26 protein-coding genes are annotated in these 25,010 nt (G+C 42.0%); 15 read left to right on the top strand and 11 right to left on the bottom strand.

The window, feature by feature from the left end:
- Nucleotides 1-78 precede the first annotated feature (78 nt).
- The 3 genes from V7K55_RS19810 to V7K55_RS19800 form a co-directional block, all read right to left on the bottom strand.
- A complete protein-coding gene (locus tag V7K55_RS19810; protein ID WP_334834311.1) occupies nucleotides 79-1,866 on the bottom strand; it encodes a tetratricopeptide repeat protein in 1,788 nt (595 codons plus the stop codon).
- Nucleotides 1,856-3,148 (bottom strand): ATP-binding protein, encoded by a 1,293-nt coding sequence (locus V7K55_RS19805; protein WP_334834309.1) that lies wholly within the window; start codon nucleotides 3,146-3,148, stop codon nucleotides 1,856-1,858. Before V7K55_RS19805 ends, V7K55_RS19810 begins: the two co-directional genes overlap by 11 nt.
- A 490-nt stretch (nucleotides 3,149-3,638) precedes the next feature.
- Nucleotides 3,639-3,863 (bottom strand): hypothetical protein, encoded by a 225-nt coding sequence (locus V7K55_RS19800; protein WP_334834308.1) that lies wholly within the window; start codon nucleotides 3,861-3,863, stop codon nucleotides 3,639-3,641.
- Between the two features lie 172 nt (nucleotides 3,864-4,035).
- On the opposite strand from V7K55_RS19800, the gene V7K55_RS19795 reads away from it, so the two are divergent.
- Both V7K55_RS19795 and V7K55_RS19790 read left to right on the top strand, forming a co-directional pair.
- A complete protein-coding gene (locus tag V7K55_RS19795) occupies nucleotides 4,036-4,404 on the top strand; it encodes a hypothetical protein (protein ID WP_292699465.1) in 369 nt (122 codons plus the stop codon).
- Nucleotides 4,405-4,716: 312 nt separating this feature from the next.
- Nucleotides 4,717-5,259, top strand: a complete 543-nt coding sequence (locus V7K55_RS19790) for an REP-associated tyrosine transposase (RefSeq protein WP_334834307.1) — start codon at nucleotides 4,717-4,719, stop codon at nucleotides 5,257-5,259.
- Between the two features lie 438 nt (nucleotides 5,260-5,697).
- Here V7K55_RS19790 and V7K55_RS19785 read toward each other — a convergent pair whose 3' ends face one another.
- The 3 genes from V7K55_RS19785 to V7K55_RS19775 all read right to left on the bottom strand — a co-directional run bounded on the left by V7K55_RS19785 (nucleotide 5,698) and on the right by V7K55_RS19775 (nucleotide 8,942).
- On the bottom strand, nucleotides 5,698-7,500 hold the full coding sequence (locus tag V7K55_RS19785) for an SUMF1/EgtB/PvdO family nonheme iron enzyme (RefSeq protein WP_334834306.1): 1,803 nt from the start codon (nucleotides 7,498-7,500) through the stop codon (nucleotides 5,698-5,700).
- 1 nt (nucleotide 7,501) lies between these two features.
- A complete protein-coding gene (locus tag V7K55_RS19780) occupies nucleotides 7,502-7,897 on the bottom strand; it encodes a Pepco domain-containing protein (protein ID WP_334834305.1) in 396 nt (131 codons plus the stop codon).
- 217 nt (nucleotides 7,898-8,114) lie between these two features.
- Nucleotides 8,115-8,942, bottom strand: a complete 828-nt coding sequence (locus V7K55_RS19775) for a carbohydrate ABC transporter permease (protein WP_334834304.1) — start codon at nucleotides 8,940-8,942, stop codon at nucleotides 8,115-8,117.
- Nucleotides 8,943-9,119: 177 nt separating this feature from the next.
- On the opposite strand from V7K55_RS19775, the gene V7K55_RS19770 reads away from it, so the two are divergent.
- The 5 genes from V7K55_RS19770 to folE all read left to right on the top strand — a co-directional run bounded on the left by V7K55_RS19770 (nucleotide 9,120) and on the right by folE (nucleotide 14,021).
- Nucleotides 9,120-9,818, top strand: a complete 699-nt coding sequence (locus tag V7K55_RS19770) for an aldehyde oxygenase (deformylating) (protein ID WP_334834303.1) — start codon at nucleotides 9,120-9,122, stop codon at nucleotides 9,816-9,818.
- A gap of 118 nt (nucleotides 9,819-9,936) precedes the next feature.
- Complete coding sequence (locus V7K55_RS19765) at nucleotides 9,937-10,956, top strand: long-chain acyl-[acyl-carrier-protein] reductase (RefSeq protein WP_334834302.1); 1,020 nt, start codon at nucleotides 9,937-9,939, stop codon at nucleotides 10,954-10,956.
- A 128-nt stretch (nucleotides 10,957-11,084) separates the two neighbouring features.
- Nucleotides 11,085-12,065, top strand: a complete 981-nt coding sequence (locus tag V7K55_RS19760) for an acetyl-CoA carboxylase carboxyltransferase subunit alpha (protein WP_334834300.1) — start codon at nucleotides 11,085-11,087, stop codon at nucleotides 12,063-12,065.
- A gap of 352 nt (nucleotides 12,066-12,417) precedes the next feature.
- Nucleotides 12,418-13,143: an SDR family oxidoreductase gene (locus V7K55_RS19755; protein WP_334834299.1), complete on the top strand. Its 726-nt coding sequence runs from the start codon at nucleotides 12,418-12,420 to the stop codon at nucleotides 13,141-13,143.
- Nucleotides 13,144-13,313: 170 nt separating this feature from the next.
- Nucleotides 13,314-14,021 (top strand): GTP cyclohydrolase I FolE, encoded by a 708-nt coding sequence (folE, locus tag V7K55_RS19750; RefSeq protein ID WP_334834297.1) that lies wholly within the window; start codon nucleotides 13,314-13,316, stop codon nucleotides 14,019-14,021.
- Between the two features lie 54 nt (nucleotides 14,022-14,075).
- Here the strand turns inward: folE and V7K55_RS19745 are convergent, their stop codons facing one another.
- Nucleotides 14,076-14,702, bottom strand: a complete 627-nt coding sequence (locus tag V7K55_RS19745) for a phosphoribosylanthranilate isomerase (RefSeq protein ID WP_334834296.1) — start codon at nucleotides 14,700-14,702, stop codon at nucleotides 14,076-14,078.
- A gap of 123 nt (nucleotides 14,703-14,825) precedes the next feature.
- Between V7K55_RS19745 and psaK the strand changes: the two genes are divergently transcribed.
- Nucleotides 14,826-15,080, top strand: a complete 255-nt coding sequence (gene psaK, locus V7K55_RS19740) for a photosystem I reaction center subunit PsaK (RefSeq protein ID WP_334834295.1) — start codon at nucleotides 14,826-14,828, stop codon at nucleotides 15,078-15,080.
- Nucleotides 15,081-15,356: 276 nt separating this feature from the next.
- A complete protein-coding gene (locus tag V7K55_RS19735) occupies nucleotides 15,357-16,553 on the top strand; it encodes a site-2 protease family protein (RefSeq protein WP_334834294.1) in 1,197 nt (398 codons plus the stop codon).
- A gap of 380 nt (nucleotides 16,554-16,933) precedes the next feature.
- Here the strand turns inward: V7K55_RS19735 and V7K55_RS19730 are convergent, their stop codons facing one another.
- From V7K55_RS19730 to V7K55_RS19720, 3 genes are all read right to left on the bottom strand, one after another.
- Complete coding sequence (locus V7K55_RS19730; RefSeq protein WP_334834292.1) at nucleotides 16,934-17,524, bottom strand: hypothetical protein; 591 nt, start codon at nucleotides 17,522-17,524, stop codon at nucleotides 16,934-16,936.
- Between the two features lie 230 nt (nucleotides 17,525-17,754).
- On the bottom strand, nucleotides 17,755-17,877 hold the full coding sequence (locus V7K55_RS19725) for a hypothetical protein (RefSeq protein WP_334834291.1): 123 nt from the start codon (nucleotides 17,875-17,877) through the stop codon (nucleotides 17,755-17,757).
- A gap of 338 nt (nucleotides 17,878-18,215) precedes the next feature.
- Nucleotides 18,216-18,446: a hypothetical protein gene (locus V7K55_RS19720; protein WP_334834290.1), complete on the bottom strand. Its 231-nt coding sequence runs from the start codon at nucleotides 18,444-18,446 to the stop codon at nucleotides 18,216-18,218.
- 136 nt (nucleotides 18,447-18,582) lie between these two features.
- Here V7K55_RS19720 and der point away from each other — a divergent pair, with 136 nt between their 5' ends.
- The 3 genes from der (at nucleotide 18,583) to V7K55_RS19705 (ending at nucleotide 22,548) form a co-directional block, all read left to right on the top strand.
- A complete protein-coding gene (gene der, locus V7K55_RS19715) occupies nucleotides 18,583-19,953 on the top strand; it encodes a ribosome biogenesis GTPase Der (protein WP_334834289.1) in 1,371 nt (456 codons plus the stop codon).
- An 88-nt stretch (nucleotides 19,954-20,041) separates the two neighbouring features.
- Complete coding sequence (locus V7K55_RS19710) at nucleotides 20,042-20,962, top strand: energy-coupling factor transporter transmembrane component T family protein (protein ID WP_334834288.1); 921 nt, start codon at nucleotides 20,042-20,044, stop codon at nucleotides 20,960-20,962.
- A 104-nt stretch (nucleotides 20,963-21,066) separates the two neighbouring features.
- The gene (locus tag V7K55_RS19705) at nucleotides 21,067-22,548 is read left to right on the top strand and encodes an anthranilate synthase component I (RefSeq protein WP_334834287.1); all 1,482 of its coding nucleotides are present in this window, start codon (nucleotides 21,067-21,069) and stop codon (nucleotides 22,546-22,548) included.
- A gap of 22 nt (nucleotides 22,549-22,570) precedes the next feature.
- Here the strand turns inward: V7K55_RS19705 and V7K55_RS19700 are convergent, their stop codons facing one another.
- Nucleotides 22,571-22,852, bottom strand: a complete 282-nt coding sequence (locus V7K55_RS19700) for a hypothetical protein (RefSeq protein ID WP_334834285.1) — start codon at nucleotides 22,850-22,852, stop codon at nucleotides 22,571-22,573.
- Between the two features lie 177 nt (nucleotides 22,853-23,029).
- Between V7K55_RS19700 and pipX the strand changes: the two genes are divergently transcribed.
- From pipX to V7K55_RS19685, 3 genes are all read left to right on the top strand, one after another.
- A complete protein-coding gene (pipX, locus tag V7K55_RS19695; protein WP_334834284.1) occupies nucleotides 23,030-23,308 on the top strand; it encodes a transcriptional coactivator PipX in 279 nt (92 codons plus the stop codon).
- Nucleotides 23,305-23,973, top strand: coding sequence for a YggS family pyridoxal phosphate-dependent enzyme (locus tag V7K55_RS19690; protein ID WP_334834282.1), 669 nt, complete (start codon nucleotides 23,305-23,307; stop codon nucleotides 23,971-23,973). The genes pipX and V7K55_RS19690 overlap by 4 nt, the downstream gene beginning before the upstream one ends.
- 365 nt (nucleotides 23,974-24,338) lie before the next feature.
- Nucleotides 24,339-24,947 (top strand): cell division protein SepF, encoded by a 609-nt coding sequence (locus tag V7K55_RS19685; RefSeq protein WP_334834281.1) that lies wholly within the window; start codon nucleotides 24,339-24,341, stop codon nucleotides 24,945-24,947.
- Nucleotides 24,948-25,010: the final 63 nt, after the last annotated feature.

Here is a 25,010-nt window from a genome sequence, read left to right as displayed (position 1 = left end):
CCCTTTGTTAAAGGAAAGGTAGGTATAGCTCAAGTTAGTTCTTGTTGAGTGCGATCGTTTGCTATCTCTAGGTTATAGTTAGCTTAACCTGCGATCGCACTCTCCATTATTCTCTATTGCTGCGGCAAGTTTTTCTAGATTTTGACGAATAGTGACACTACGAATATGATTTACACCCCACACTCCCTCACAAATACTTAAAGCTTGCAAATAAAGCGGCTCGGCTTCACCATAACGTCCGGTTTCACGATAAATTTCTGCCAAATTATTGAGACTTTCGGCAACATTGGGATGATTTTCTCCCAATAGGTGCTTATCAAGTTCTAAGGCTTTTATACATAAAGATTCTGCCTCACCATAGCGCCCCTGCTCCCTATACATATAACCAAGAGCGTAGATAGTATCTGCTAAAAGTGGATGCGCCTTTTGTAATAGACGCTGCTTGAGTTCTAATGATTCCAAAAATAAAGATTCTGCTTGATCGTAGCGTCCTTGAGCGCGGTATATCAATGCCAAATTGTGCAAATCTGTTGCAACATCAGGATTTTCTTCTCCCAAAAATCGCTTATCTAACTCTATTGCTTGTTGCGACAACGGTTCAGCTTCACTGTAACGTCCTTGATGATAATAAAGTAGCGCTAAATTATTTAGTATAAGAGCGAAAGAGAGATGATTTTCGCCAACCAAACGTTTTTCGACTTCTAATGATTGCAGATACAGAGGTTCTGCTTCGTCATAACGCCCTTGTTCATCATATAGTAATGCCAAATTGTTCAGACTGACGGCGACATCGGCATGGTTTTCTCCCCACAGACGTTTTCTCAGTTCTAAAGCTTGTTGATATAACAGTTCAGCTTTACTATATTGGCCAGTAGATTTGTAGAGTCCCGCCAAATTATTCAGGCTAGTGGCAAAAGAAGGATGGTTGTCTCCTAGCAGCCGTTTTCTAAGTTCTAAAGCTTGTTTATATAAGGGTTCAGCTTCGCTGTAGTGTCCTGTTGCACGATATATTCCAGCTAAATTGTTGAGGCTATTAGCTAAGTCTATTTGCAAACCTAATTCATTTTGTAGTTCACTCGCCTGACACCAATACTTAATTGCTAATTTCTGTTCTTCTTGATAATTTTGAGATTCACCCCGATCTAATCTACTGTGGTAAATATCACCCAATCTTGAGTATAAAGTAGCCAACATAGGGTCTTTAGTCCCCCGTTCTTGTTCTATTTTCTCAATCAGTCTTTGTAAATCTTGAATAGGCAAGAAAAAGGGGTTATTTTCATTAGTATCTGTACTGGCTAATTCTGTATCTCGAAAAACAAAACGTATAGATTCTAATTCTTTACCAGGAATAGCATTTGTCTTTTGAGATTCAAACCGAAATACACCATTACGCCAACTCCAAAAATCAGGCGCTTTTTTAAGCAGGTTCACTAAAATTTGATTAGTTACCCAAAGGACTATTGCAAAAGGAAACTCACGCAATCCTTCTCTTGTCCATTGCAAGTAACCAAAAAATTTCTCCTGCTCCGATTGCTCTTTTCCCAATCTGAGAAAATAAAGTTGTTCAGCACCTGTCACAGTAATCACTGCCGGGTTTTGCTGACGAAGATATTCTTCTTGTTGTAGCAGTTGGTTAAGAGCAGCTTTCAGGCTCGGTTCCTGACGGGCTAAAGTCACTCGATATGGACGGAATGCAGGTTGTAGTTCAGCTTCATATTGGGCTATAATTTCATCACGAAAGCTAGCATCATCGGAAACTGCAATTAGTAGATTCAATCCCCGTTTTTGAGCTTCAATAGAAACAATTAAATCATCATACGCATCTTGATTTTCTCCCTGATTATCTAATGATTCTTCATTGAACATTAATAGCTCCCTGTCTTCTCAAGCTTTCGATAATAATTGGATGAACATCATACCAAGTTTCATCAGTGCGATATTCTAAAACGTATAGCCCATGTAGCAAATCTAAAAACTCTGCTTGTTTAGGGTCATTGGGCATAAATTGTTCATAAACACTCTGCAAAATATCTATGTCAACCTTTCCTAAACGGATAGAAAAATCATTGCGAATTTTGTTAATTGCTTGCAGAAGAATTTTATCATCAATGATAACTTCGGCTGAAGGATTTCGTCGGATCGTTCGCAAACATATCCGGCAACATTCCTTAGCAATCCGAATTAACTCTCGCAACACGCCACCACTATAAATCACCATTTTTTCAGCAGTTTCAGCCGCGATTAATTCACTGGGAATCCGTTTTTGTAAAACTTCACCAAGAATCTTTGTTGCTTCCGGGCGAGGTTGAGCATTAGGAAAGCGATTTTTACCTTTATTAAATATTTTTAAAACAGGCATTGCTACAACTTGATCGTTGGTTTCAGTGGTAATTATTGTACTGATAAATGTTTCCCGAAGGACTGCGATGGGGATGGTGTAAATAATTTGAAAGTTAGGTTGACAGAGAGCTTTAATATTATCTCGATAAATTTCATTAACTCTTCCTAAGTCAAGTTTATCTAAATCATCAATAATTACTAAAACGTTTTGTTTAGTTGCAGCTTGAATTAGAGCAGCGATTTCATTAATTCTGGCAACTAAATCTGATAACTTGCGTTCAAATTCTTGCTTAATTTCATCCCGAACGCTAGCATCAGCTTTTAATTTAGAGCTAATCAATTTTAGGAGGTCAAAACCTATACTAGTTTCTGCTTGCAAATTTGATTCTTCAGTGCGAGTGCGGGTAGCAAACCACTTATAAAGAGCTTCTTTAGTAGATTGTGGAATATCAACTCGGCGGGCTTCTGCCTCTGTCATTAAATTAACTGCGATCGCAAACAATATATTAATATGATTAACAGCCGACATTTCAATTTTGTCAGCAATAGAAAAGAGAACTACAAAATATTTATCTTGGATTTGTCGGCTAAACTCAGCTAACAAAGTAGACTTACCACATCCTCGATGTCCTGTAAAGACAATTTTGCCATCTCCATTAGGACTATCTTCCACTAATTGATTAAGGTCTGCAATTAAATCATCACCATATTCGACTCTAAATCTTTCCATTTCGTTCCGTTCCATCAACGGAAATAGTTCGAGATTGCTGTAGGCTTCTTGAAAGGAGTTTAATAAATCCTGAGACATCGGAAAGTGCCGTAAACGTGCTAGCTATTCATATAATGGCTCATGATTTATGTAGCAAAAGTTCAAGCAATGTCTAGGATAGAGTATGCCGACATAACTTCTCAAATTACGTTAATAAATAACTACTAGGTGAGTGGTATGTTGTGTCTTAAAAAGAGATGCCCTAATCCTCAAGTTTCAACCTATCAATGAGTAACAGAGGTCAATAATCAATCAGACTGAATGATAGATTATACATTCGATAATTTAAACTGAATGATAGATTATACAGATAACATCCTGAAAGCTACCTAACACATAAATAAAATAAAATTTTCATTTATAAAAATAAATTTTTTAGTGTGCTTCGTCTCATCCCCTTCTAGCCGATGCGATGGTAGCTGTTGTTACGATTAGTTAGTAGTCTGTCAAAGAATAATTGACAAGTACATTCTTTGTAGAGACGGCGATTTATCGCGTCTCTCTAACTCGTCAATTTTTTAGACGCGATTTATCGCGTCTCTACATGAGATAAAGCTTTTGCGACTTCAAAACCAGCTTTTGCGACTTCAAAACTAGCTTTTGCGACTTCAAAACCAGCTTTTGCGACTTCAAAACCAGCTTTTGCGACTTCAAAACTAACTTTTGCGACTTCAAAACTAGCTTTTGCGACTTCAAAACTAGCTTTTGCGACTTCAAAACTAGCTTTTGCAACTTCAAAACCTGCTTTTCTCAACGAATTTCAGCAAATATACCCGCATCTATCTAATTGGTTAATGCCATCCTATGCTTTTATAATTCTGTAACTTCACTGTGGCTGGTGCATCTGCTTATTGCGTACTTTGATGATATATAAATAACTCAGTGTATCAGGGTTATTTATAAATTAATTCAAACAGGAGAACTATATGACGCAACGGAAACGAAACTCCATGTCACTAACCAAAGCTGAACGACGGATTGAAGGAATGCAGACAATTAACCCTCAGTTAGACTTTAGTAATGGGTTTTCAATTGCTACTTACAACACGAAAGTAATTGAGTTACGAGAGAAGCTAGCCGCTTATAATCAAGCACAAACAATAGTAGATAAGACACACAATGCATTAATAGAAGCAGAACGTGAGTTGAATACTTATTCTGAGCAGATGCTATTGAATGTTGCATCTCGCTATGGCAAAAATAGTGATGAGTATGAGATGGCTGGTGGAACGCGCAGGTCAGACCGTAAAAAAGCACGTCCAGTAGTAAACCAAACAGTGACATCTGTGAAGTAATTGTTTGGACTCGCCGCTTCTTTAAATAAGGGTGCGTTGACCTTTGTGATAACGCACCACCATCCTATATTTTACCGCTTAACTTTTGAAGCGTCTCCAGAGACCGCAAATAGACTAAGGGTATCGTCAAACTCTAAATCAAACATAATCGTAGGTTGGGTTGAGGAACGAAACCCAACATCTACTTTAGGTTATTAGATTGTCCTTCACTCATTTCTTAACTCACATCTCAAAAACAATAAGCTGACGGTATATTTTATAACCAATACTTTGGTATAAAGCCCAAAATATAACCATCATAAAATTAACTCAATGCAATATCGCCGAGCCACAATAGAAGGTGGCACTTACTTTTTTACACTTGTAACGCATAAAAGACAAAGACTATTATGCTTACCGACTAACGTATCTTTATTGAGAAATATTTTTCGGTATGTAATCCAACAACACCCATTTATAATTGATGCCTTTGTTTTATTACCAGATCATCTGCACTGTATTTGGACATTACCACAGGGCGATCGCAATTTTCCTACTCGTTGGCGTTTGATCAAAAGCTATTTTAGTCGCCAGTGCATTACTCTATCACAGGAAAACTTATCTACCTCTAGGCAAAATAAAAAAGAGCGAGGTATTTGGCAGCGTCGTTTTTGGGAACACTTGATTAGAGACGAGGTAGATTTTAAAAATCACCTTGAATATATTCACTACAATCCTGTCAAACATGGTTTAGTGAAAGCTCCAAAAGATTGGGAATATTCCAGTTTTCATCGTTCTGTTCGTCAGGGCACGTATGATATTACGTGGGGTGCTGGGCAAGAAATTGTATTTGACTCTAATATAGGTAAAGAGTAGCGCCGAAATTCTAGCTGAAATTGTAGGTTGGGTTGAACGAAGTGAAACCCAACATCAGCGTTTGATATTGTGATGGGTAATGTTGGGTTTCGTTCCTCAACCCAACCTACGAATTACTAAATATAGGTAAAGAGTAGCGCCGAAATTCTAGCTGAAATTGTAGGTTGGGTTGAACGAAGTGAAACCCAACATCAGCGTTGATTATTGTGATGGGTAATGTTGGGTTTCGTTCCTCAACCCAACCTACGAATTACTGCCCCATCCTCAAACTCTCAAATTAATTGAGAAATCTGATTAAATGTAGTGTATAATATTTTTGATATCAAGACATCAACTTTCTTGAAAAAATTTTAACCGCCTACGGCGGAGAGTGAAGAAGGGTAAAGAATAAGAAGTGCAGAGGGCAAAAGGGGAAGAGTGCAAAGGGCAAGGGAATCCTCACGCCACAGACACCGCCACCACGCGAAAACCCACAAGGTCGTAACGAAACGCGCGCGCGAGCCAGCAGCGAAAGGCAGAACGGCAATTCCACGCGTTGAAGATCCAACTACCGCCACGCAGCAGCTTCATGTTATTATCTTTACCAGTCAGCCACGCACTACCATCTTTTGGCGCACCCTGGTAATTGTCATTATATACATCTTGACACCATTCTAATACATTACCATGCATATCGTATAAACCGAAAGAGTTTGGTAAAAATATTTCTACATTTGTTGTTTCTTTACGATATTTACCTTTTGGTGCAGAAGCGTAGGGATAGTTACCGTCGTAATTAACTAAATCTGTGGTTATCGTTTCACCAAAAGAAAAAGGTGTAGTTGTTCCCGCACGGCAAGCATATTCCCATTCGGCTTCACTCGGTAGCCTGTAGGTGCATCTTGTTGTCTGACTCAGCTTTTTACAAAACTCTACAGCTTCATCCCAAGTCACCTGTTCTACAGGTCGTTTCTCACCTTTGAAGTTGGCAGGATTTGTCCCCATAATGGCTTGATACTGTGCTTGGGTAACTGGATATTTCCCCATGAAGAACCCAGGAACTGTTACCTGATGCTGTGGATTTTCATTTTTATTTCTCTCTGCTTCCCCTTCTGGTGAACCCATCATAAAGGTTCCCCCTGGTATCTGCACCATTTCCAAGGTGACACCATTTCGTAAATCTTCTTCAAAATATTTCGCTTTCTCATTACGGCGGTTGGTGATATTTCCTTGTGCATTTACCGTAACCACTTCAAATTGAAAGGTTTGTAAGGGATTTTTTTCAACTGTAGATATTCCCTTAGTGGAATTTTCAACACTAGAACGAGGTTGTGGTGAAGATGGTTCTTGAGATTCCCACCGCAACCTTTCAATTCTTTGAATTGCTTTGATAGCAACTGTATCTTGCCCTGAAGCCGCAGCTAATACCCGAATCCATAATTGCTCTGCTAAATCTAAATTCCTGTCGGCTTCTGCTTGATAAGCATCATTTTTCAACGTGGCGATATCTGTTTGAGTTGCATATCGTGGCACAAGTATTAGGTGGGATTTATCCACAGGTTCAGCAATAACATAAGGTGTTTGGTTTGTATTCTTATGCTGGCGAACCAGTTCAGGCACACGAAACTTGAGATATTGATCCAATCGTTCAACAGTAGCGCATTTACCTCGAATTCCTAACCCTTCTAGTAATGCAGTAGTAAAAGCACCTTGTTGTAAAGCCTCAATTTCATAAGAATACTCCTGTGGGCTACAAGAAAAAATACTAATAACTCCTTGTTGACGTGCTTCTTCTGCGGTTTGTCGCCCAATTCCTTCGCCAGCACGAGTACCTAGACTACGACAAGCATCCAGAATGAGGACAACATTATCAGCACCGCAGCGACGTAGGCGTTCAGTCACAACGTTAATCGCAATTGCCGTACTTTCAACATCCTCTGGATCGCCATCACAGGGCATGAGATAATCACGGCCAGCGTGTCTCATCCCATGCCCACTGAAGAAAAACCAGAAATTATCCCCTCCTCCCATAAAGGGTTTTTCAAATAACTGCCGCAAGACTCGCAGCAAGTTAGCTCGGTTTGGGCGAGTTGGTTTTCCATCAATATCAGGAGAGTCATCAGAGAAGAAATATATCCGCTCAAACCCCGCCTCATTGCCCAGAAACTCTTGCATTAACAGTGCATCCTGCTTGGCATAGTTTAGCGGTTGCAGATAATCATACTGGTTAATTCCGATCGCGATCGCCCAATTTTTTGCCATCTCACACTTGTTCTTGGCGCTTGAACTTCAGCTTAATCGCTCCTTTAGTCCCAGCTTTAGCACCATTGCCAATTAATTTAACTTCCCCATCTGCACTAATTTCTACCGATAGCTCAATTTCATCTAGCTGCATCTTGGAGTTGACTTTTGCTTGCTGTTCAGCTTGACTAAACAAACTTCCCACAACTTTGAGAAAGTGAGTCATATTTTGCTCTAATGTTTGAGCGCTAACCTTAACAGCATCTCCTACCCCTTTGCTACCAGTACTATCCCTAATAATTTCGTCTCCCCAACTGCGTGTATTACCACTCCCGCCTTTAACACCGTCATGAATGGATATTTGCGGCGTTTCATCCGTCACAATCCAAATGCCGTCATCTTGGGGTATTTCTGACATATCACTTTAATTATTTACATTAAATCTTCCCACAAATACAGATACAACGGTAAAGATAGCGATTCCGATTTCTAGGAAATCTCACTGAGTATCTTGGACATTGCACCAAATACAATAGAGATAATTTTGTATTTTTGGTAAAAATTAATACTATGTTGGCGCGGAATTTTCTGACATTGCACTTCTCTAAAATCTAAAATTAGAATTGCTGACTTTGCTAATTTTTAATCCCTGTAGTAGCTATACCCTGAATAAACTGGCGTTGACCAATGAGAAATAATACCATCACTGGAACTGTTGCTATTGTCACCGCCGCCATCATCAAAGGCCAATTATTTGTAAACTGTTCTTGAAACTCAGCCAAGGCCAGTTGCACCGTCCTTAATTCGGGACGGGTTGTGAACACCAAAGGTTTAAACAAATCATTCCATTCACCAATGAAGGTGAACAAAAACAGCGTCACTAAGGCTGGACGGGCTAAAGGTAACATCACCCACCATAAAATTTGCAGTCTGTTAGCCCCATCTATGGCTGCGGCTTCCTCTAACTCCACGGGAATTGTCTGGAAATATTGACGGAGCAAGAAAATTCCAAACCCATTAACAGCAGTGGGTAAAATAAGCGCCCAGTATGTATTTATCATGTGTCCCCACTTCAAAACCAAAAAGATGGGAATCACCAATAACTGAAAGGGAATCACCAAAGTGGCTAAAACAACCAATAGCAGTACTTGGCGACCCCGAAACTTCAACCGTGCTAAGGCATAACCAGCTAAAGCAGAAGTGACAATTTGAAACGCCGTCACAGCGATCGCTACCAAGGTAGAATTAGCAAACGCCAGCAAAAATTTTCCCTGCTGCCATGCAATGTGGTAGTTAGCTAAAGACCAGTTATTTTGGGAAACATTTTCTGGGGTTGCTCCCGTCGGTATAAAGGAGGTGAGAAAAACCACAAACAGAGGTAGTAAAACAATAAATGCCCCTACCAGTAAGATTACTAGACTCAAAAAATCGCCAGATTTCAGATTCCACTTTGGTTCGGACATATATTTATCTGCAAAGCATTTGTTTTGCTAGTACTAGAGCATTGCCCCCAGCAAAAGTTAATCTATAAGCATAGTTACTTGTTAAGTTAAATTAAACCACAGAGATTGTTACCCTCAGTTCATAGGGTAAATTCAATCCTGGTGTCAAATAATCAAGTTTACAGGAGTAAACATACCATGCAGCAGTTAACAGACCAATCTAAAGAATTAGATTTCAAAAGCGAAACATACAAAGATGCTTATAGCCGGATTAATGCGATCGTGATTGAAGGGGAACAAGAAGCCCATGAAAATTACATCACACTAGCCGACCTGCTGCCAGAATCTCATGATGAATTGATTCGCCTATCCAAGATGGAAAGTCGTCATAAGAAAGGATTTGAGGCTTGTGGACGGAATTTGCAAGTAACCCCAGATTTGGAATTTGCTAAGGAGTTCTTCTCCGGGCTACACCAAAATTTCCAAACAGCCGCCGCAGAAGGAAAAGTGGTTACATGTCTGTTGATTCAATCTTTAATTATTGAATGTTTTGCGATCGCAGCATATAACATTTACATCCCCGTCGCCGACGATTTCGCCCGTAAAATCACCGAAGGAGTAGTCAAAGAAGAATATAGCCACCTCAACTTTGGAGAAGTTTGGTTGAAAGAACACTTTACAGAATCCAAAGCTGAACTTGAACTTGCAAACCGCCAGAACCTACCCATCGTCTGGAGAATGCTCAACCAAGTAGAGGGTGATGCCCACACAATGGCAATGGAAAAAGATGCTTTAGTAGAAGACTTTATGATTCAGTACGGTGAAGCACTAAGTAACATTGGTTTCACAACACGCGATATTATGCGCCTGTCAGCCTACGGACTCATCGGTGCTTAAAAAAGTCAGGAGTGAGGAATGATTAGTGAGAAATTATGAATCGTACTCCTAACTCCTAACTGCTAAACTCTACAAAATTTCCCCGCCCTCAAGACAGCATAAGCCTAATAATCACTACATGTTTGGTCTAATTGGACATCTGACTAGTTTAGAACACGCTCAAGCGGTAGCTCAAGAATTGGGATACCCAGAATATGCCGATCAAGGGCTAGACTTTTGGTGCAGCGCCCCGCCGCAAATTGTCGATAGCATTATTGTCACCAGTGTAACTGGGCAACAAATTGAAGGACGGTATGTAGAATCTTGCTTTTTGCCGGAAATGCTGGCTAGTCGCCGCATCAAAGCCGCAACGCGAAAAATTCTCAACGCTATGGCTCATGCACAGAAGCACGGCATTAACATCACAGCTTTAGGCGGATTTTCTTCGATTATTTTTGAAAACTTTAAGTTAGAGCAGTTTAGCCAAGTCCGCAATATCAAACTAGAGTTTGAACGCTTCACCACAGGAAACACTCATACTGCTTACATTATTTGTAAGCAGGTGGAAGAAGCGTCGAAACAACTAGGAATTGATCTATCAAACGCGACTGTTGCTATCTGTGGAGCAACTGGGGATATTGGCAGTGCAGTTACACGCTGGCTAGATGCGAGAACAGATGTCAAAGAACTTCTGCTAATCGCCCGCGATCAAGAACGTCTCAAAGAGTTGCAAGGCGAACTAGGGCGGGGGAAAATTATGGGTTTGACAGAAGCACTACCCCTAGCTGATGTTGTAGTTTGGGTTGCTAGTATGCCCAGAGGCGTGGAAATTGACCCCACCACTTTGAAACAACCCTGTTTGTTGATTGATGGTGGTTATCCTAAAAACTTAGCGACAAAAATTCAATATCCTGGTGTACACGTGTTAAGTGGTGGAATTGTAGAGCATTCCCTGGATATTGACTGGAAGATTATGAAAATAGTCAATATGGATGTGCCAGCCCGCCAATTATTTGCTTGTTTTGCCGAATCAATGCTGCTGGAATTTGAGAAGTTATACACGAACTTTTCGTGGGGACGGAATCAGATTACCGTAGATAAAATGGAGCAGATTGGCCGGGTGTCAGTAAAACATGGATTTAGACCACTGCTGGTTTAGTTACAGGTGACAGGGAATAGGTGACAGGTTACAGAGAAGGAGTTTTAACTTCATCCTCAATACATAATATTTCCTATCCCCTATTCCTTATTCCCTATCCCCTATTCCCTATTCCCTACCCCCTAACTATGGCAACTACCGAGCGTAAACCGCTACTGTTAGATTTTGAAAAGCCCCTAGCAGAACTTGCAACCCGAATCGAGCAAATTCGGCAACTTGCAGAAGAAAATGGTGTCGATGTATCTGGTCAAATTCGTCAACTAGAAGCACGGGCCATGCAACTGCGTGAGGAAATTTTCACGAGTCTATCCCCGTCCCAGCGATTGCAAGTTGCTCGTCATCCGCGTCGCCCCAGTACTCTCGATTACATTCAGGCTATTAGTGATGAATGGATGGAATTACATGGCGATCGCTGTGGTGGTGACGATCCGGCTTTAGTTGGTGGTGTCGGCCGTCTGAGTGGGCAACCTGTGGTGATGTTAGGTCATCAAAAAGGCCGGGACACCAAAGATAATATTGCCCGTAACTTTGGAATGCCTTACCCTGGTGGCTACCGCAAAGCGATGCGGTTGATGGAACACGCCAACAAGTTTAGTATGCCCATACTAACTTTTATCGACACACCAGGAGCTTGGTCTGGGGTAGAAGCAGAACATCAAGGTCAAGGAGAAGCGATCGCTTACAACTTGCGAGAAATGTTCTGCTTAGATGTGCCAATTATCTGCACAGTCATCGGTGAAGGTGGCTCTGGTGGCGCACTCGGTATTGGTGTAGGCGATCGCCTACTCATGTTTGAACACTCCGTTTACACCGTCGCCACTCCCGAAGCCTGCGCCGCCATTTTGTGGAAAGATGCTGGTAAAGCTCCCCAAGCCGCCGTTGCTCTAAAAATTATTTCCCACGACCTGAAAAAGTTGGGAATTATCGACCAAATACTCCCTGAACCCACTGGTGGCGCTCATTCGGATCCTTTAAAAGCTGCTACCACTCTCAAGCAAGTGCTGTTAGAAAATTTAGACGAACTCAATCGTTTAACCGCTCCAGAACGCCGTCAAATGCGTTATGAAAAATTCCGCAAAATTGGTGTTTTCACAGAAGTTGCCCATTAAAGCAACTCCATAATGATAGATTAGCCAAGCAGCAATGCTATAATCGCCTATGTGCTTAAAGATTTTTAACAATCTAGCCATAGGCATTTGCATGTTTTGCAAACCTACTCAATTTGATTGAGTAGTTTTTGTATTATGAAGTAATCTAATTTGAGTCCGCGGCGTGGTTTTCCAGGCGGTGATTTTTGTCTTCACTGGTAAAACCCGCAAAAAGCCAAGATCATATCGCATAATAGCATTTGCCTAATGGAAATCATCAGATTTTTAGATTCCTTTAATATATCAAAACCCAGAAGTGTGAATAATTGGATGGTAATAGGCTTTAGGAACTGCCAAAAAATTGGGAGACACCATGAGTCTTGAGCAAAAAAGACGCGCCCTGATTACTGGGGCCAGTAGCGGAATTGGAAAAGCAACGGCTTTAGCCTTTGCCAAAGCCGGAATAGATGTCGCCTTAGTCAGCCGTTCTTTAGATAAATTGGAGGCGGTAAGAGAAGCTGTGCAACATACTGGGGTGGAAGCAAAAGCTTACGCTGTAGATTTAGCGCGGATCTCTGAAGTCAAAGAAAAGATCCAAGCGATCGCCCTTGATTTTGGCGATATAGACATTCTGGTAAACAATGCTGGCCTTGCCTACACAGCCACTTTGAGCGAAACCCCCCTAGAGGACTGGCAGCAGGTAATTAACTTGAATCTCACCAGCGTATTTCAGTGCATTGTGGGGATTTTACCTTCAATGCGCGATCGCGGTACAGGGACAATTATCAATGTTGCCTCAATAGCCGCCAAGCAACCCTTTCCCGGTTGGGGAGCATATAGCGTCAGCAAGGCTGGTTTGATTGCCCTCTCTCAAACCCTGGCACAAGAAGAACGCATCCACGGCATTCGTGTCACAGCTATCTGTCCCGGCGCAGTCAATACCGAACTTTGGGACACAGAAACAGTCCATGTCAACTTAGACCGTTCCAAAATGTTAACCCCAGAAATTGTTGCTCAGTCAATTCTTTACACAGTTCTATTACCACAACAGGCAGTTATTGACGAATTGACTCTGATGCCCAGCGCTGGCTCACTTTAATTAGTCATTTGTCATTTATCATTTGTCATTTGTTTTTTAGTTATAGACTTATCTGGAAATTATGTTTTTACCCTTATTTATCAAGGCTTTAAGCTTAATTCGCAAAGATGTCTAATGACCAATGACTAATGGCTAATGACCAACTTTTAAACCATAACCAAGACTGAATCATGACTATTGCTAGTTCTAACGGTTCCAATTGCTCTCAATCGCCTCTGATTCCAGATTTAGCAGAAGCCATAACTCCTAGACCCGATCGCAATACTCATAATGGGCGACCAGCAGATGTGTTCCCGCCAAAAGAGGAACAGATAGAGGAAATGAAGGACGCAGTGCGGGCAATAATATTGGGCGTTGGCGAAGATCCCGAACGCGAAGGACTCCTCAAAACACCCAAACGAGTTGCCGAGGCAATGCGGTTTCTTACTAGTGGCTATAACCAATCCCTTGAAGAACTCGTTAACGATGCCATCTTTGATGAAGGGCATAACGAGATGGTACTAGTTCGAGATATTAATTTCTTTAGTCTGTGCGAACACCACATGCTGCCATTTATGGGTAGAGCGCACGTTGCTTACATCCCCAACCAAAAAGTTGTCGGACTAAGTAAATTGGCCCGCATTGTTGAAATGTATTCTCGTCGCTTGCAAGTACAGGAGAGGTTAACCCGCCAAATTGCCGAAGCAATTCAAACCATTCTGGAGCCTCAAGGTGTAGCCGTTGTCATGGAAGCTAGCCACATGTGCATGGTAATGCGGGGCGTGCAGAAACCAGGTTCTTGGACTGTCACTAGTGCAATGGTTGGTGTCTTCCAAGAAGACCATAAAACCCGCGAAGAATTTTTTAACTTGATTCGCCACCAAGCAGCATTCTTTTAGGGAATGGGGAATGGGGCAGAGGTGAAAACTCTTCTCCCTTGCTCCCCTGCTTCCTCATCTCCCTAATTTCTCAAACAACTTAGTTACTTTATCTAAATCTTTATCTCCAGGTGCGCGTTCCACACCACTAGATAAATCAACGCCGCTAGGACTAATTTGACTTAAAGCTGCCAAAATATTATCTGCTGTTAATCCTCCAGCTAAAAACCAAGGGCAATTGGGGTTAAATTGCTCTAACATTTTCCAATCTAAGGTTTTACCTGTACCACCAAGTTGTTCGGGATGATAGGCATCAAGTAATAAAGTATCTATGTATTTTGTGTAATCAGCCGCAGTGTCCAGATGCTCAAGGCTACGAATCCTTAGCGCTCTAATAATTTCGATATTGGGTAACTCTTGACGTAATTGGTCGCAAAAATCTGGTGATTCATCTCCGTGTAACTGGACACCAGTCAACCCAGAATTAACAACTATCTGACTGATTTCAGGGATACTAGCATTGGCAAAAACCCCAATTGTGTCAATATTTGCCGGGAGTTCTGCTACTGCTACCCGAATTTGGGATGTAGTCACGTAGCGAGGTGAAGTTGGTACACAAATAAATCCTAGTGCCGTTGCCCCCAGAGAGGCGATCGCTATAGACTGCTGTGGTTGAGTGATACCGCAAATTTTAACGCGCATGGAAATATAACAAAGAATTTAGAATAATCACCTGAAAAGTCTAAACTATCTCAAAAACTTTTGGGCCTAGTAATTTTATAATCTTGAGGTCTGGGTTAACTTTTTCATTTAGGAGACAAAAGCTTGATTTCATCTACTTTACTAGCAGCAGCTGCAAATGTTCCCGCCACACCTGCGTGGAATCCTACAGTAGGAATTATTATCAGCATCAGTAGCTTAGTAATGGTTTTACTAAGTACTAGGATCGAAAAACCCCTAGTTGGCCCCAAGTTCCCTATCCTACCGATCAGTGTTCCAACATTTGTTGCAGCGATGGCCTTTGGTCATGTTATCGGCATTGGCATTGTTTTAGGACTGACTAACATCGGTCGTCTATAACTATTGCATTTATCGCGGCGTTACCTGTAACGCCGCGATTAAATACAAAACTAGTAAAACATGGTTTTTTCCATACATTTAATAAGGGGAGTAGAAGAGAAAATAAACAATTCCCAATTTCAGAGTTTTGCTCAGAGACATTAATTGTCTATTCTAGAAATAAGAGCATTTCGTAACTCGCAGTACCAAATTGATGCTCATAAATACATGTATAAGTATATACGGAAATATTACAGTATAGAAACTACTGGCAATGTCTAGTTTTAGGACAATGTAATGCAAACAAATTGGAAAATTGGGTCTTTATTTGGCATTCCCCTATTTTTAGACCCCTTATGGTTTGTGATTTTAGGGTTGGCAACCCTCAACTTTGGGGTAGCTTACCAGGAATGGGGGACTGTTATCGCTTGGAGTGCTGGAATAGTTATGGCACTGCTGCTATTTGGTTCGGTGTTGCTACATGAATTGGGTCACAGCTTGGTAGCGCGATCGCAAGGCATTAAAGTTAATTCAATTACTCTGTTTCTGTTTGGCGGGATTGCTGCTATTGAAGAAGAATCTAAAACTCCTTTCAAAGCCTTTCAAGTAGCGATCGCAGGGCCATTGGTGAGCATCATCCTATTTTTCCTACTCAGTCTAGGAGTTACCGTAATTCCCGATACCAGTCCCCTCAGTGTTATGGTGGGAGATTTGGCGAGAATTAACTTAGTGGTGGCGCTATTTAACCTGATTCCTGGCTTACCTCTAGATGGAGGGCAAGTGTTAAAAGCAGCACTATGGCAAATAACGGGTAATCGTTTTCAAGCCGTACATTGGGCTGCAAAAGCTGGGCAAATTTTGGGTTATGGTGCGATCGCTCTGGGATTTGTTGTAGATTTCTTGACAAGAGAGTTAGCACTTGGTTTGTGGATTGCAATGTTAGGTTGGTTTGCTGTCCGCAACGCCAGCACTTATGACAACATGACTACGTTGCAGGAAAGCTTGCTTAAAGTGGTGGCGGCTGATGCGATGACTCGTGACTTTCGGGTTATAGATGCTGACCAGACATTGCGTTCTTTTGCCGATTTATACTTGTTGGAAACCGCCCCTTCACAGGTTTATTTTGCTGCTTCTGATGGACGTTACCGGGGTCTAGTTTCCATTGACGATTTTCGTGTAACCCAAAGAAGTGAATGGGAAACCCAAACCTTACACAGCATTGTGCATCCTCTGACAGAAATACCCACTGTTACCGAAGCAACAACCATAGCTGAGGTAATTAACAAGCTGGAAAATGAGCAGTTACCTCGAATTACCGTCCTTTCTCCGGCTGGTGCTGTAGCTGGTGTAATCGATCGGGGAGATATTGTGCGATCGTTGGCACAAAAGTTAAATTTGCGGCTCACAGATGCTGAAATTAAGCGGATCAAGGAAGAAGGTAGCTATCCGCCTGGATTGCAACTGGGAGTAATTGCAAAGTCAATTGCAAATTAAGCGTCATACTCTTGTCATAGTTTTGCAATAGATTCGTCAAAAGCTTGTGTGATAGTGAACATGGTATTTGGTTACAAAATGCTTTTTTTGGGTAAAAGGTAGGGTTTCCTACCTTTTTTATTTTTTAAACCTAAGTTTGACCTAAGAAAATGCCCAAAACATCACCAGACACAGTTTTAGAATTACTATATCAATACGTAATTGGATTGTATTAAATTTATCTATCGCAACTGCCGAAAACGATCGTGTATTGGAAAGTGCGATCGCATGAAATTATCGGGTTATGAAAATAGATCCTCGACAACTTTTACGAAGTCGGGGATCTGAATATAGTATGAAGTGCGCTCGCTTGATTTTTAAGACAGTCGCTACAAATAACTTTAATTGCCTCCCAATTTCTGTGTGTTCCCACCGCCGCCAAGATTTAGACCATCTGGACTCTCATACACCTGACCGCCTACAAAATAAGTGATAACACTATTTCTGTTAGTACACGTCATCCTTTGTACCTCTCCAGTCCCTTTATACGCCCTTGCAGTATTGCCACCGCCGCCAAGGTTTAGTCCATCTGGACTCCGGTAAATATATCCCCCCTTAAAGGCGGTAAAAAGAGCATTTTGGCACACTAGCATTTTATTTACTGTCGCTGAACCAGGATAAGGTTTCGTAGTGCGGCCTCCACCACCAAGATTTTGCCCATCTGGACTCCGGTAAATAGATCCTCCTTCAAATGCCGTGTAAATTGCACCACCGTAGTTAATAATATGCGTAGCTTTTCCTTTTCCTGTGTAGACTACAATAGCGTTTTTAGTCTTGTCTGCGGGATAGAAGAAAATCTGATTGTTTGGCTGAATTTCATACCGACCGTCAGGAACTTGTGCTTTGGCAGATGAAGGCATCAAAACATTTAAAGAGCATATATTTATAACAGAGATAGCTCCAACAGACAAAAGAGTTTTTAACAATTTCATACGCTTGTTTTTCCGAAAATACTTTGAATTACCCAAGTTATATAGAGAAAGCGATCGCTTTCTCTATATCTCCTCTAAGAAGTTGGGGATATAAATACTGGTTATCTAAATACTCTACTATTTGGTATAAAGTTTGACGGTCGGAAAAGGTCTGAGAAAAGTCGGATCTTTGTTAGTTTATTTACGTAAACTTTTTGCAAAAAATCAAGTTGATGATGGGAGTATTTTAGTTAACCTGTTACTGCTACGTAAATAAATGACGGCAGAAGAAGCGATCGCAATAGTTGAGCAATTATTGCTACAGGGATGCTTAACAAAAGCTCAATAAATTGTCTTTCGTCAATCTTGGGCAAGACAGACTTACTTAGACATGGTTGTGGAGTCCGATCGCGATTTCAGTTACATCAAAGACGTTGGCTACTAACTGTGGCGATCGTCTGATGGAAAAACTCTCTTTACCAGTGGCTATGAAAAGATAGTTAAACGCTGGGATTTTGAAACAGGCAATTGTCTGCAAACTTTAAGATCAGCCCGCCCTGATGAAGGCATGATTATTACTGAAGCGATCGGGTTGACTGAAGCAGAGGTAGCAACTTTAAAAGCTTTGGGAGACTTAGAAGTAAACTGATGCACGACTACGACACATATCTTAACCTCCAAAATCAAAACGCATGATTTTTTGGCTATTCCCCTATTCAACTTGTTGCCGAAGCGATGGTGTTAAAATCATTAGTCCTCTAACAACTTCTTCAGGAGTAGCAGTACCATTGATTACCTTTGGTACAATCGCCATAACTTCCAGAGCTAGGTTTGTTGGAATTCCCCTTGCCTCTAACCGCTTCAATTCCAAAATATCAATACCTGTTGCCAATCCATCCAAATACTCTTCTACACTCACTCCTAAATTTTCAATCTCCAACATAAGTATAATTTCCTGTTTTTTTGTTCGATTCTTAGCTATCAAAGCCTACCAAGTAGAAAAATTATTAAAACTTCCAGTTTAAAGTGAGTAAAATGTAGGGACGTGATATACTACACCTCTCACTTACCCTGGTTTTATGGCACTGCCAATTGTTGCAATTATCGGACGCCCAAATGTGGGCAAATCCACCCTGGTTAATCGACTCGCCGGGGAGCAAACGGCGATTGTCCATGATGAACCGGGAGTGACACGCGATCGCACTTATCTACCAGCTTTCTGGAATGGTCGTGAATTTTTAGTCGTAGACACTGGTGGTTTAGTCTTTAATGATGATACCGAATTTTTACCACTGATTCGCCAGCAGGCAATGACAGCCCTTGCAGAAGCCTGTGCTGCGATTTTTGTCGTAGATGGTCAAACAGGCCCCACATCGGCAGACCAAGAAATCGCCGAATGGATGCGTCAACAACGCGTACCTGTGTTACTAACTGTAAATAAATGTGAATCTCCAGATCAAGGATTAATGCAAGCCGCCGAGTTTTGGGAATTGGGATTAGGCGAACCTTACCCCATCTCCGCAATTCATGGTAGCGGCACAGGAGAATTACTCGACGAGTTAGTTAATCACATCCCTGCAATTGAAGACATCCCCGAAACTAATGAAATCAAAGTGGCAATTGTCGGCCGCCCGAATGTAGGCAAATCGAGCTTACTCAATTCTTTTGTCGGTGAAGAGAGAGCAATTGTCAGCCCAATTTCCGGTACAACCCGCGACGCTATTGATACTGTCATTGAACGAGATGGACAAACCTACCGCTTAATTGACACCGCCGGTATTCGCAAAAAGAAACATATAGAATACGGCACAGAATTTTTTAGTATTAACCGTGCTTTCAAAGCGATTCGTCGCGCTGACGTGGTTTTATTAGTAATAGATGCTGTAGATGGAGTCACTGAGCAAGACCAAAAGTTAGCTGGGCGGATTATCGAAGAAGGTCGAGCTTGCATCATCGTCGTTAATAAGTGGGATGCTGTCGAAAAAGACTCTTACACAATCTACGACTACGAAAAAACTCTGCAATCACGGTTACATTTTACCGAATGGGCAGAAACAATTTTTGTGAGTGCCTTGTCAGGACAACGGGTAGAAAAGATTCTCGAATTGGTGAAAACGGCGGCTGAATCACACAAACGCCGTGTCAGCACATCAGTTATTAACGAAGTCTTAACAGATGCCGTGAGTTGGCATTCACCCCCAGCATCCCGTGGTGGTCGTCAGGGTAAAATTTATTATGGTACACAAGTAAGTAGCCAACCACCAACGATCGCACTATTTGTCAATGATTCCAAACGCTTCAACGACAATTACCGTCGCTACATTGAACGCCAATTTCGGCAACAGCTAGGATTTAAAGGCACACCAATTATTTTGCTATGGCGCAGCAAAAAAGTCCGTGATGCCGAAACTGGTAACGTTAATAGAGCAACTCGCGTCAAAATAAGTTAGGAGACGCGATGAATAGCGTCTGTACAGGAGTTATGAGTTAAAGTCAAAACTCCTAACTCCTCACTCCTAACTCCTAACTCTATCTAAAATGGATTTATTGCGATCGCTGCCACTTGGACTTTATTTAGAACAACCCCAAACTTGGCTGCATAAAATCGATCCGCGAGTCAAGTTCGCCTGGCTGATGAGCTTTTTAACAAGCTATGTTTTGGCTAACAATATTTGGCGGGTAATGCTGGTGGTAGTGTTGATTGCTGCCACTTTGATTGCTAGGATTCCCCGCCGAGTCTGGCAGCAGCAAATGGGTTGGCTGTTAATGCTATCGTTTTTTATTTTAGCGATCGGAGCCATCAGTCCCGATGGAATGGGTGTAGATTATCAGCCACGCTTACCAGCTAATGAACAAATATTAACCCAGCAAGCAAACTCCAAAAATATTGTTCAAGAGCAAGTAAGCGATCGCAAAAAATACAGCTATGTCCTATTTCACAAAGGCCCAGTCAAAGTAACTCGTCGCTCCTTAGATTTGGCAGTAAGGCTGAGTACACTAATATTTACCGTAATTTACAGCACCAACCTATATCTGCTGACAACCGCACCAGAAGAAATCACATCTGGCATAGAAAGTCTCATGCAACCCCTGCGACGCTTCAAGTTACCTGTCACAGAAATTGCTTTAACCTTAACCTTGTCCTTGCGCTTTATTCCTCTAGTTTTAGAAGAAGTGCAAAACTTATTTCGCTCCGTGATGACAAGGGCAATTAACTGGAAAAAGCTGGGATTGAAAGGAGGGTTCAAGGTTTGGATGACAGTCGCAGAGAGACTTTTGGAAAACCTGCTCTTACGAGCCGATCAAATGGCGAATGCAATGATGGTTCGGGGTTTTACCAGTCCCAACGAGCATAGAGTGCAGTGGCACGACTTACGATTTAAAGGGCGTGACTGGCTTGCTATTGCCAGTTTAATTGTATTCTGGGGAATACGGCTAGCTATAGGAACTCAGGTCTAATTTTGCACCGAGAAAATGGTATAGAGGTAATTGTCAGTAGTTGTAGTTATTCGTACTCACTGCTGAAAACTGTTAACTAACTATTGGCAACCCTTAGAAACAGTATGATCAAGCCTTGGTATTGGCGATCGCTACCTTTAGAAAAGCGCACAGGTTCAGAAGTTTTTGCTGCTCTTTTTCGCCCCACTGCCGCATCGGGAATTGCAACCCTACTAGAAAGTCCCTACCCAACGCCAATCGCTCATCCCCAACTCAGCCGATATTCTATCTGTGCAGGCGCTCCTCGTCTAGTCGATGGCATCCCCCAAGTGTGGACACCAGAAGTAGGAGAGGTTTTTCCCTTTTTAGAAATGTTATTACAGAAAGGCGTAGGGAAAGATGAGGTAGTATTTTCTCCCCCACCTCCCCATCTTCCCTTCACTGGCGGTTGGTTAGGTTGGCTAGGCTACGATGTGGCATGGGAAATTGAACATTTACCCCATCATAAAATTGATCCCCTCCCATTTCCTATAGCTTTTTGGTATGAACCAGATTCTTTTGCCGTTTTAGATCACGCTCAACAAATTCTTTGGCTAGCCGCCAGTGATGCAAGTAGACTTGATGAGTTACAGGATAAATTAGCAAAGAAAGACGCGGCGAAAGAATTTCCCATTTCTCCTTGTCCTCATATCCCCGTGTCTTCTTCGCCTCCTCTGTTTTTGACATCGCAAGCAGATTATGAAACAGCCGTAAACCAGGCAAAAAAATATATTCAAGCTGGAGACATCTTTCAAGCAAATCTTTCATTGCGGTTTCAAGCGTCTACATCGGCTGCTGGTTGGGAAATTTATCAGGCTTTGCAAAAAATCAATCCTTCTCCTTTTGCCAGCTATTGGCAAACGCCTTGGGGAGAAGTCATCAGCTGTTCGCCGGAACGGTTAGTAATGTTGCAAAATCGCCAAGCCGAAACTAGACCGATCGCTGGGACGCGATCGCGTGGTGTCACACTAGAACAAGATATGCAACTAGCAGAAGATTTACTCAGCAACACCAAAGAACGTGCAGAACACATCATGCTGGTAGATTTGGAACGCAATGATTTAGGGCGAGTTTGTGAATGGGGGACAGTTACTGTTGACGAATTGCTGACAATTGAGCGATATAGCCATGTAATGCATCTTGTCAGCAACATCAAAGGGACTTTAAAAAGCGAATGCCTACGGCACGGCGAAGCCGAACGCACAGCCATTGATTTGATTCGCGCCACCTTTCCAGGTGGCACAATCACGGGCTGTCCCAAAGTGCGTTGTATGGAAATTATTGAAGAACTAGAACCCTTTCGCCGCAGCTTGTTCTACGGTTCCTGTGGTTATTTAGATTGGCGTGGTCATTTAGATTTAAATATCTTAATCCGCACCCTGCTACTAGCCCCCGCATCTGGTGAAGCAGGTGAAGAACCCCTTCTTAGATACTCAGCACTCAACACCGTCTGGGGACAAGTTGGTGCGGGAATTGTCGCAGACAGCAATCCTGAGAAAGAATGGTATGAATCTCTGCACAAAGCCCAAGCACAACTTGCAGCCCTGAAAATGCTGAATAATCAATAGCCAATAGTTTTCTTTCTAGTCCCTAATCCCCAGTCCCCAGTCCCCAATCCCCAATCCCATTATCTATTTTGTGCCATTTAGCCGCAGTTGTGGCAGTATGGAAAGAAGTTGAAAAGTTCGCTGCTGCCGTTGGGAACTTCAAAGGGTGTTTTCCCTTGCTCCACCGAACTTTCAATAAGAGGATCGGGACTATTTGTGCCTTGTCTCTACAAGTTGGTAAATTGAAGTCACCAAAGCAGATGGTGATGTTTCTCAACCAGCCTCTACTCTGTGAATCTAAGCTTTGCGGCTTCTGTTGTACCATTTCGCTTCACTACCACTAGCTTCATCTGCCAATTAGAAACTAGATCGAGGTCTTCGTAACCGCAGTTTTGCATTTTAAGCAAATATTCTGACGAATGTTGGTATTATCGTCTGAATGTTTGGAATTCACTGCGAAAAGATATACATACTCCCACCTTGACTACACCTTGACTCTTAAATGAATCCAGAATACGCAGAAACTTACATAAACCATCCAACTTGGGGTTTACTCTACAAAATCTGTATGGTTGATGACAACCAGGATTTGTTCACCACGCTTTATGCCCAGCGCCTGTTTTTTTTGGTCGCAAATGACGTTAAAGGTGTTAAATTCCAGCCTATAGGACGGACTGAGGCGAGAATGATGTTGGAAAATCGCTTACGTACCCTGCGGCGCAGTGGACATTCTCAGGAGTACGATCAGCTTCAGAGTGTTTTCCAACGCACCTTCCAATGAGTAGTTCGATTTCTGAACGTATTGTTTCCATTCACTCCTCTCTGCCAGCTTCAGTCAAATTGATTGCTGTTAGCAAACAAGTTCCTGCCGAGGCCATTCGGTCTGCATACTCCGCAGGAATTCGTGATTTTGCGGAGAGTCGCATCCAAGAAGCTGCCAGCAAACAAGCCGAGTTGCAAGACTTACCGGATATTATCTGGCACTTTATTGGACATTTACAAAGTAATAAAGCTAAAAAAGCCCTCGAACAATTCCCTTGGATTCACTCCGTGGACAATTTGAAGCTGGCACAGCGCTTAGATCAATTAGCCCAACAGCTAGGAGTGAGTCCCCAGGTTTGCCTGCAAGTGAAAATTCTCCCAGATCCCAACAAGTCTGGTTGGAGTGTGCCAGAACTTTTGGCTGATTTACCTACACTCGATCAATACAAAAATTTACAAATTCAAGGTTTGATGACAATTCCACCTTCAGGATTAAAAGATCCGGAAATTTTGAATGTGTTTAATCTCAATCGTGAGCTAGCAAAGGAAATTCAGGAGCAAAACTGGTCGCACATTAAAATGCAGCACCTATCTATGGGTATGTCAGGCGACTACGAACTAGCAGTGCAAGCAGGCGCAACGATGGTGCGATTAGGAACAATATTGTTTGGCGATCGCTCTTAGCCCTCGATCGTCAGCCTTCCAGGCCAGTATTAATAGAGATCGGGATTTGATGACAAGAATTTTGTAAGAGACTGGTGCAATTAGAAACAAAGGATATAGTATTGACAAGAGCAATCGTCAAGGGGAAATGGGATAAAAAGAGCTTTCCTTCGGACAAACCTTAGGATATAATCTTGACTCATTATTATGTTTAGGCGATGCACAGACCTTTCCAAAAAGTAGTCAGTTCATCGCCAAAACCAGTAGTATGGGTTACAAATAGCAAAATACTTGCTGAAGTATCCACCGATGTAGCGATCGCTCCGATCTAAATAAATCCTAAGCCAAGTCAAACAGGCTATTCGCACCAGGAGAGTACACACACAATGAACAACATCTTTTCCAAACTCAGAGACTTTGTAGGTCTAAATGAGCAAGTGGAATATGAGTATTACGAAGAAGAACCAGAAACAGACAATAATAATTACCAAAATCTGTATCAGCAAGAAAATCCCCAACCCCCAGCCCCACAAGAGAGCGCAACCGCTCAAAATCGACGCTGGCGGGAACCAGTGCCTACAATGGGAGATGATATCGCAGCAGGTTCAAAGCCAATGGGGAATGTGATTGGTATGCCAGGAGCAATTAACGGAATTTCGGAAGTTTTAGTTCTCGAACCACGCACCTTTGAAGAAATGCCCCAGGCAATTCAAGCGTTGCGAGAACGGAAGTCAGTGGTATTAAATCTGACAATTATGGATCCAGATCAAGCTCAACGAGCAGTAGATTTTGTTGCAGGTGGTACTTACGCACTAGATGGACATCAAGAGCGCATCGGTGAGAGCATCTTCTTGTTTACGCCAAGTTGTGTCCAAGTTAGCACCCAAGGTGGCGTTCTTCATGAAGTACCACAACCGCCAGCCCGTTCCTCTCGTCCTACAGGTTCTCCAAATAATCAAACCTGGGGTAACGAAACTAACCGGATGGCACAATAAAGTTAAATTAGTTGTTAGTCCTTTGTCATTCGTCATTTGTTCTGGGTTTTGATAATAGTGACA

Origin of the sequence: Nostoc sp. (genome assembly GCF_036919895.1) — a bacterium.
Taxonomy (GTDB): domain Bacteria; phylum Cyanobacteriota; class Cyanobacteriia; order Cyanobacteriales; family Nostocaceae; genus Nostoc.
The sequence above is the reverse complement of the archived record's forward strand: the minus strand, read 5'-3'. Positions and strand labels throughout refer to the sequence as shown.

Bases quoted from the DNA above. Each gene is read 5' to 3' on its own strand.
- V7K55_RS19810 (WP_334834311.1), bottom strand. From the start codon at position 1,866: ATGTTCAATGAAGAATCATTAGATAATCAGGGAGAAAATCAAGATGCG.
- V7K55_RS19805 (WP_334834309.1), bottom strand. From the start codon at position 3,148: ATGTCTCAGGATTTATTAAACTCCTTTCAAGAAGCCTACAGCAATCTC.
- V7K55_RS19795 (WP_292699465.1), top strand. From the start codon at position 4,036: ATGACGCAACGGAAACGAAACTCCATGTCACTAACCAAAGCTGAACGA.
- V7K55_RS19790 (WP_334834307.1), top strand. From the start codon at position 4,717: ATGCAATATCGCCGAGCCACAATAGAAGGTGGCACTTACTTTTTTACA.
- V7K55_RS19785 (WP_334834306.1), bottom strand. From the start codon at position 7,500: ATGGCAAAAAATTGGGCGATCGCGATCGGAATTAACCAGTATGATTAT.
- V7K55_RS19780 (WP_334834305.1), bottom strand. From the start codon at position 7,897: ATGTCAGAAATACCCCAAGATGACGGCATTTGGATTGTGACGGATGAA.
- V7K55_RS19775 (WP_334834304.1), bottom strand. From the start codon at position 8,942: ATGTCCGAACCAAAGTGGAATCTGAAATCTGGCGATTTTTTGAGTCTA.
- V7K55_RS19770 (WP_334834303.1), top strand. From the start codon at position 9,120: ATGCAGCAGTTAACAGACCAATCTAAAGAATTAGATTTCAAAAGCGAA.
- V7K55_RS19765 (WP_334834302.1), top strand. From the start codon at position 9,937: ATGTTTGGTCTAATTGGACATCTGACTAGTTTAGAACACGCTCAAGCG.
- V7K55_RS19760 (WP_334834300.1), top strand. From the start codon at position 11,085: ATGGCAACTACCGAGCGTAAACCGCTACTGTTAGATTTTGAAAAGCCC.
- V7K55_RS19755 (WP_334834299.1), top strand. From the start codon at position 12,418: ATGAGTCTTGAGCAAAAAAGACGCGCCCTGATTACTGGGGCCAGTAGC.
- folE (WP_334834297.1), top strand. From the start codon at position 13,314: ATGACTATTGCTAGTTCTAACGGTTCCAATTGCTCTCAATCGCCTCTG.
- V7K55_RS19745 (WP_334834296.1), bottom strand. From the start codon at position 14,702: ATGCGCGTTAAAATTTGCGGTATCACTCAACCACAGCAGTCTATAGCG.
- V7K55_RS19735 (WP_334834294.1), top strand. From the start codon at position 15,357: ATGCAAACAAATTGGAAAATTGGGTCTTTATTTGGCATTCCCCTATTT.
- V7K55_RS19730 (WP_334834292.1), bottom strand. From the start codon at position 17,524: ATGAAATTGTTAAAAACTCTTTTGTCTGTTGGAGCTATCTCTGTTATA.
- V7K55_RS19720 (WP_334834290.1), bottom strand. From the start codon at position 18,446: ATGTTGGAGATTGAAAATTTAGGAGTGAGTGTAGAAGAGTATTTGGAT.
- der (WP_334834289.1), top strand. From the start codon at position 18,583: ATGGCACTGCCAATTGTTGCAATTATCGGACGCCCAAATGTGGGCAAA.
- V7K55_RS19710 (WP_334834288.1), top strand. From the start codon at position 20,042: ATGGATTTATTGCGATCGCTGCCACTTGGACTTTATTTAGAACAACCC.
- V7K55_RS19705 (WP_334834287.1), top strand. From the start codon at position 21,067: ATGATCAAGCCTTGGTATTGGCGATCGCTACCTTTAGAAAAGCGCACA.
- V7K55_RS19700 (WP_334834285.1), bottom strand. From the start codon at position 22,852: ATGGTACAACAGAAGCCGCAAAGCTTAGATTCACAGAGTAGAGGCTGG.
- pipX (WP_334834284.1), top strand. From the start codon at position 23,030: ATGAATCCAGAATACGCAGAAACTTACATAAACCATCCAACTTGGGGT.
- V7K55_RS19690 (WP_334834282.1), top strand. From the start codon at position 23,305: ATGAGTAGTTCGATTTCTGAACGTATTGTTTCCATTCACTCCTCTCTG.
- V7K55_RS19685 (WP_334834281.1), top strand. From the start codon at position 24,339: ATGAACAACATCTTTTCCAAACTCAGAGACTTTGTAGGTCTAAATGAG.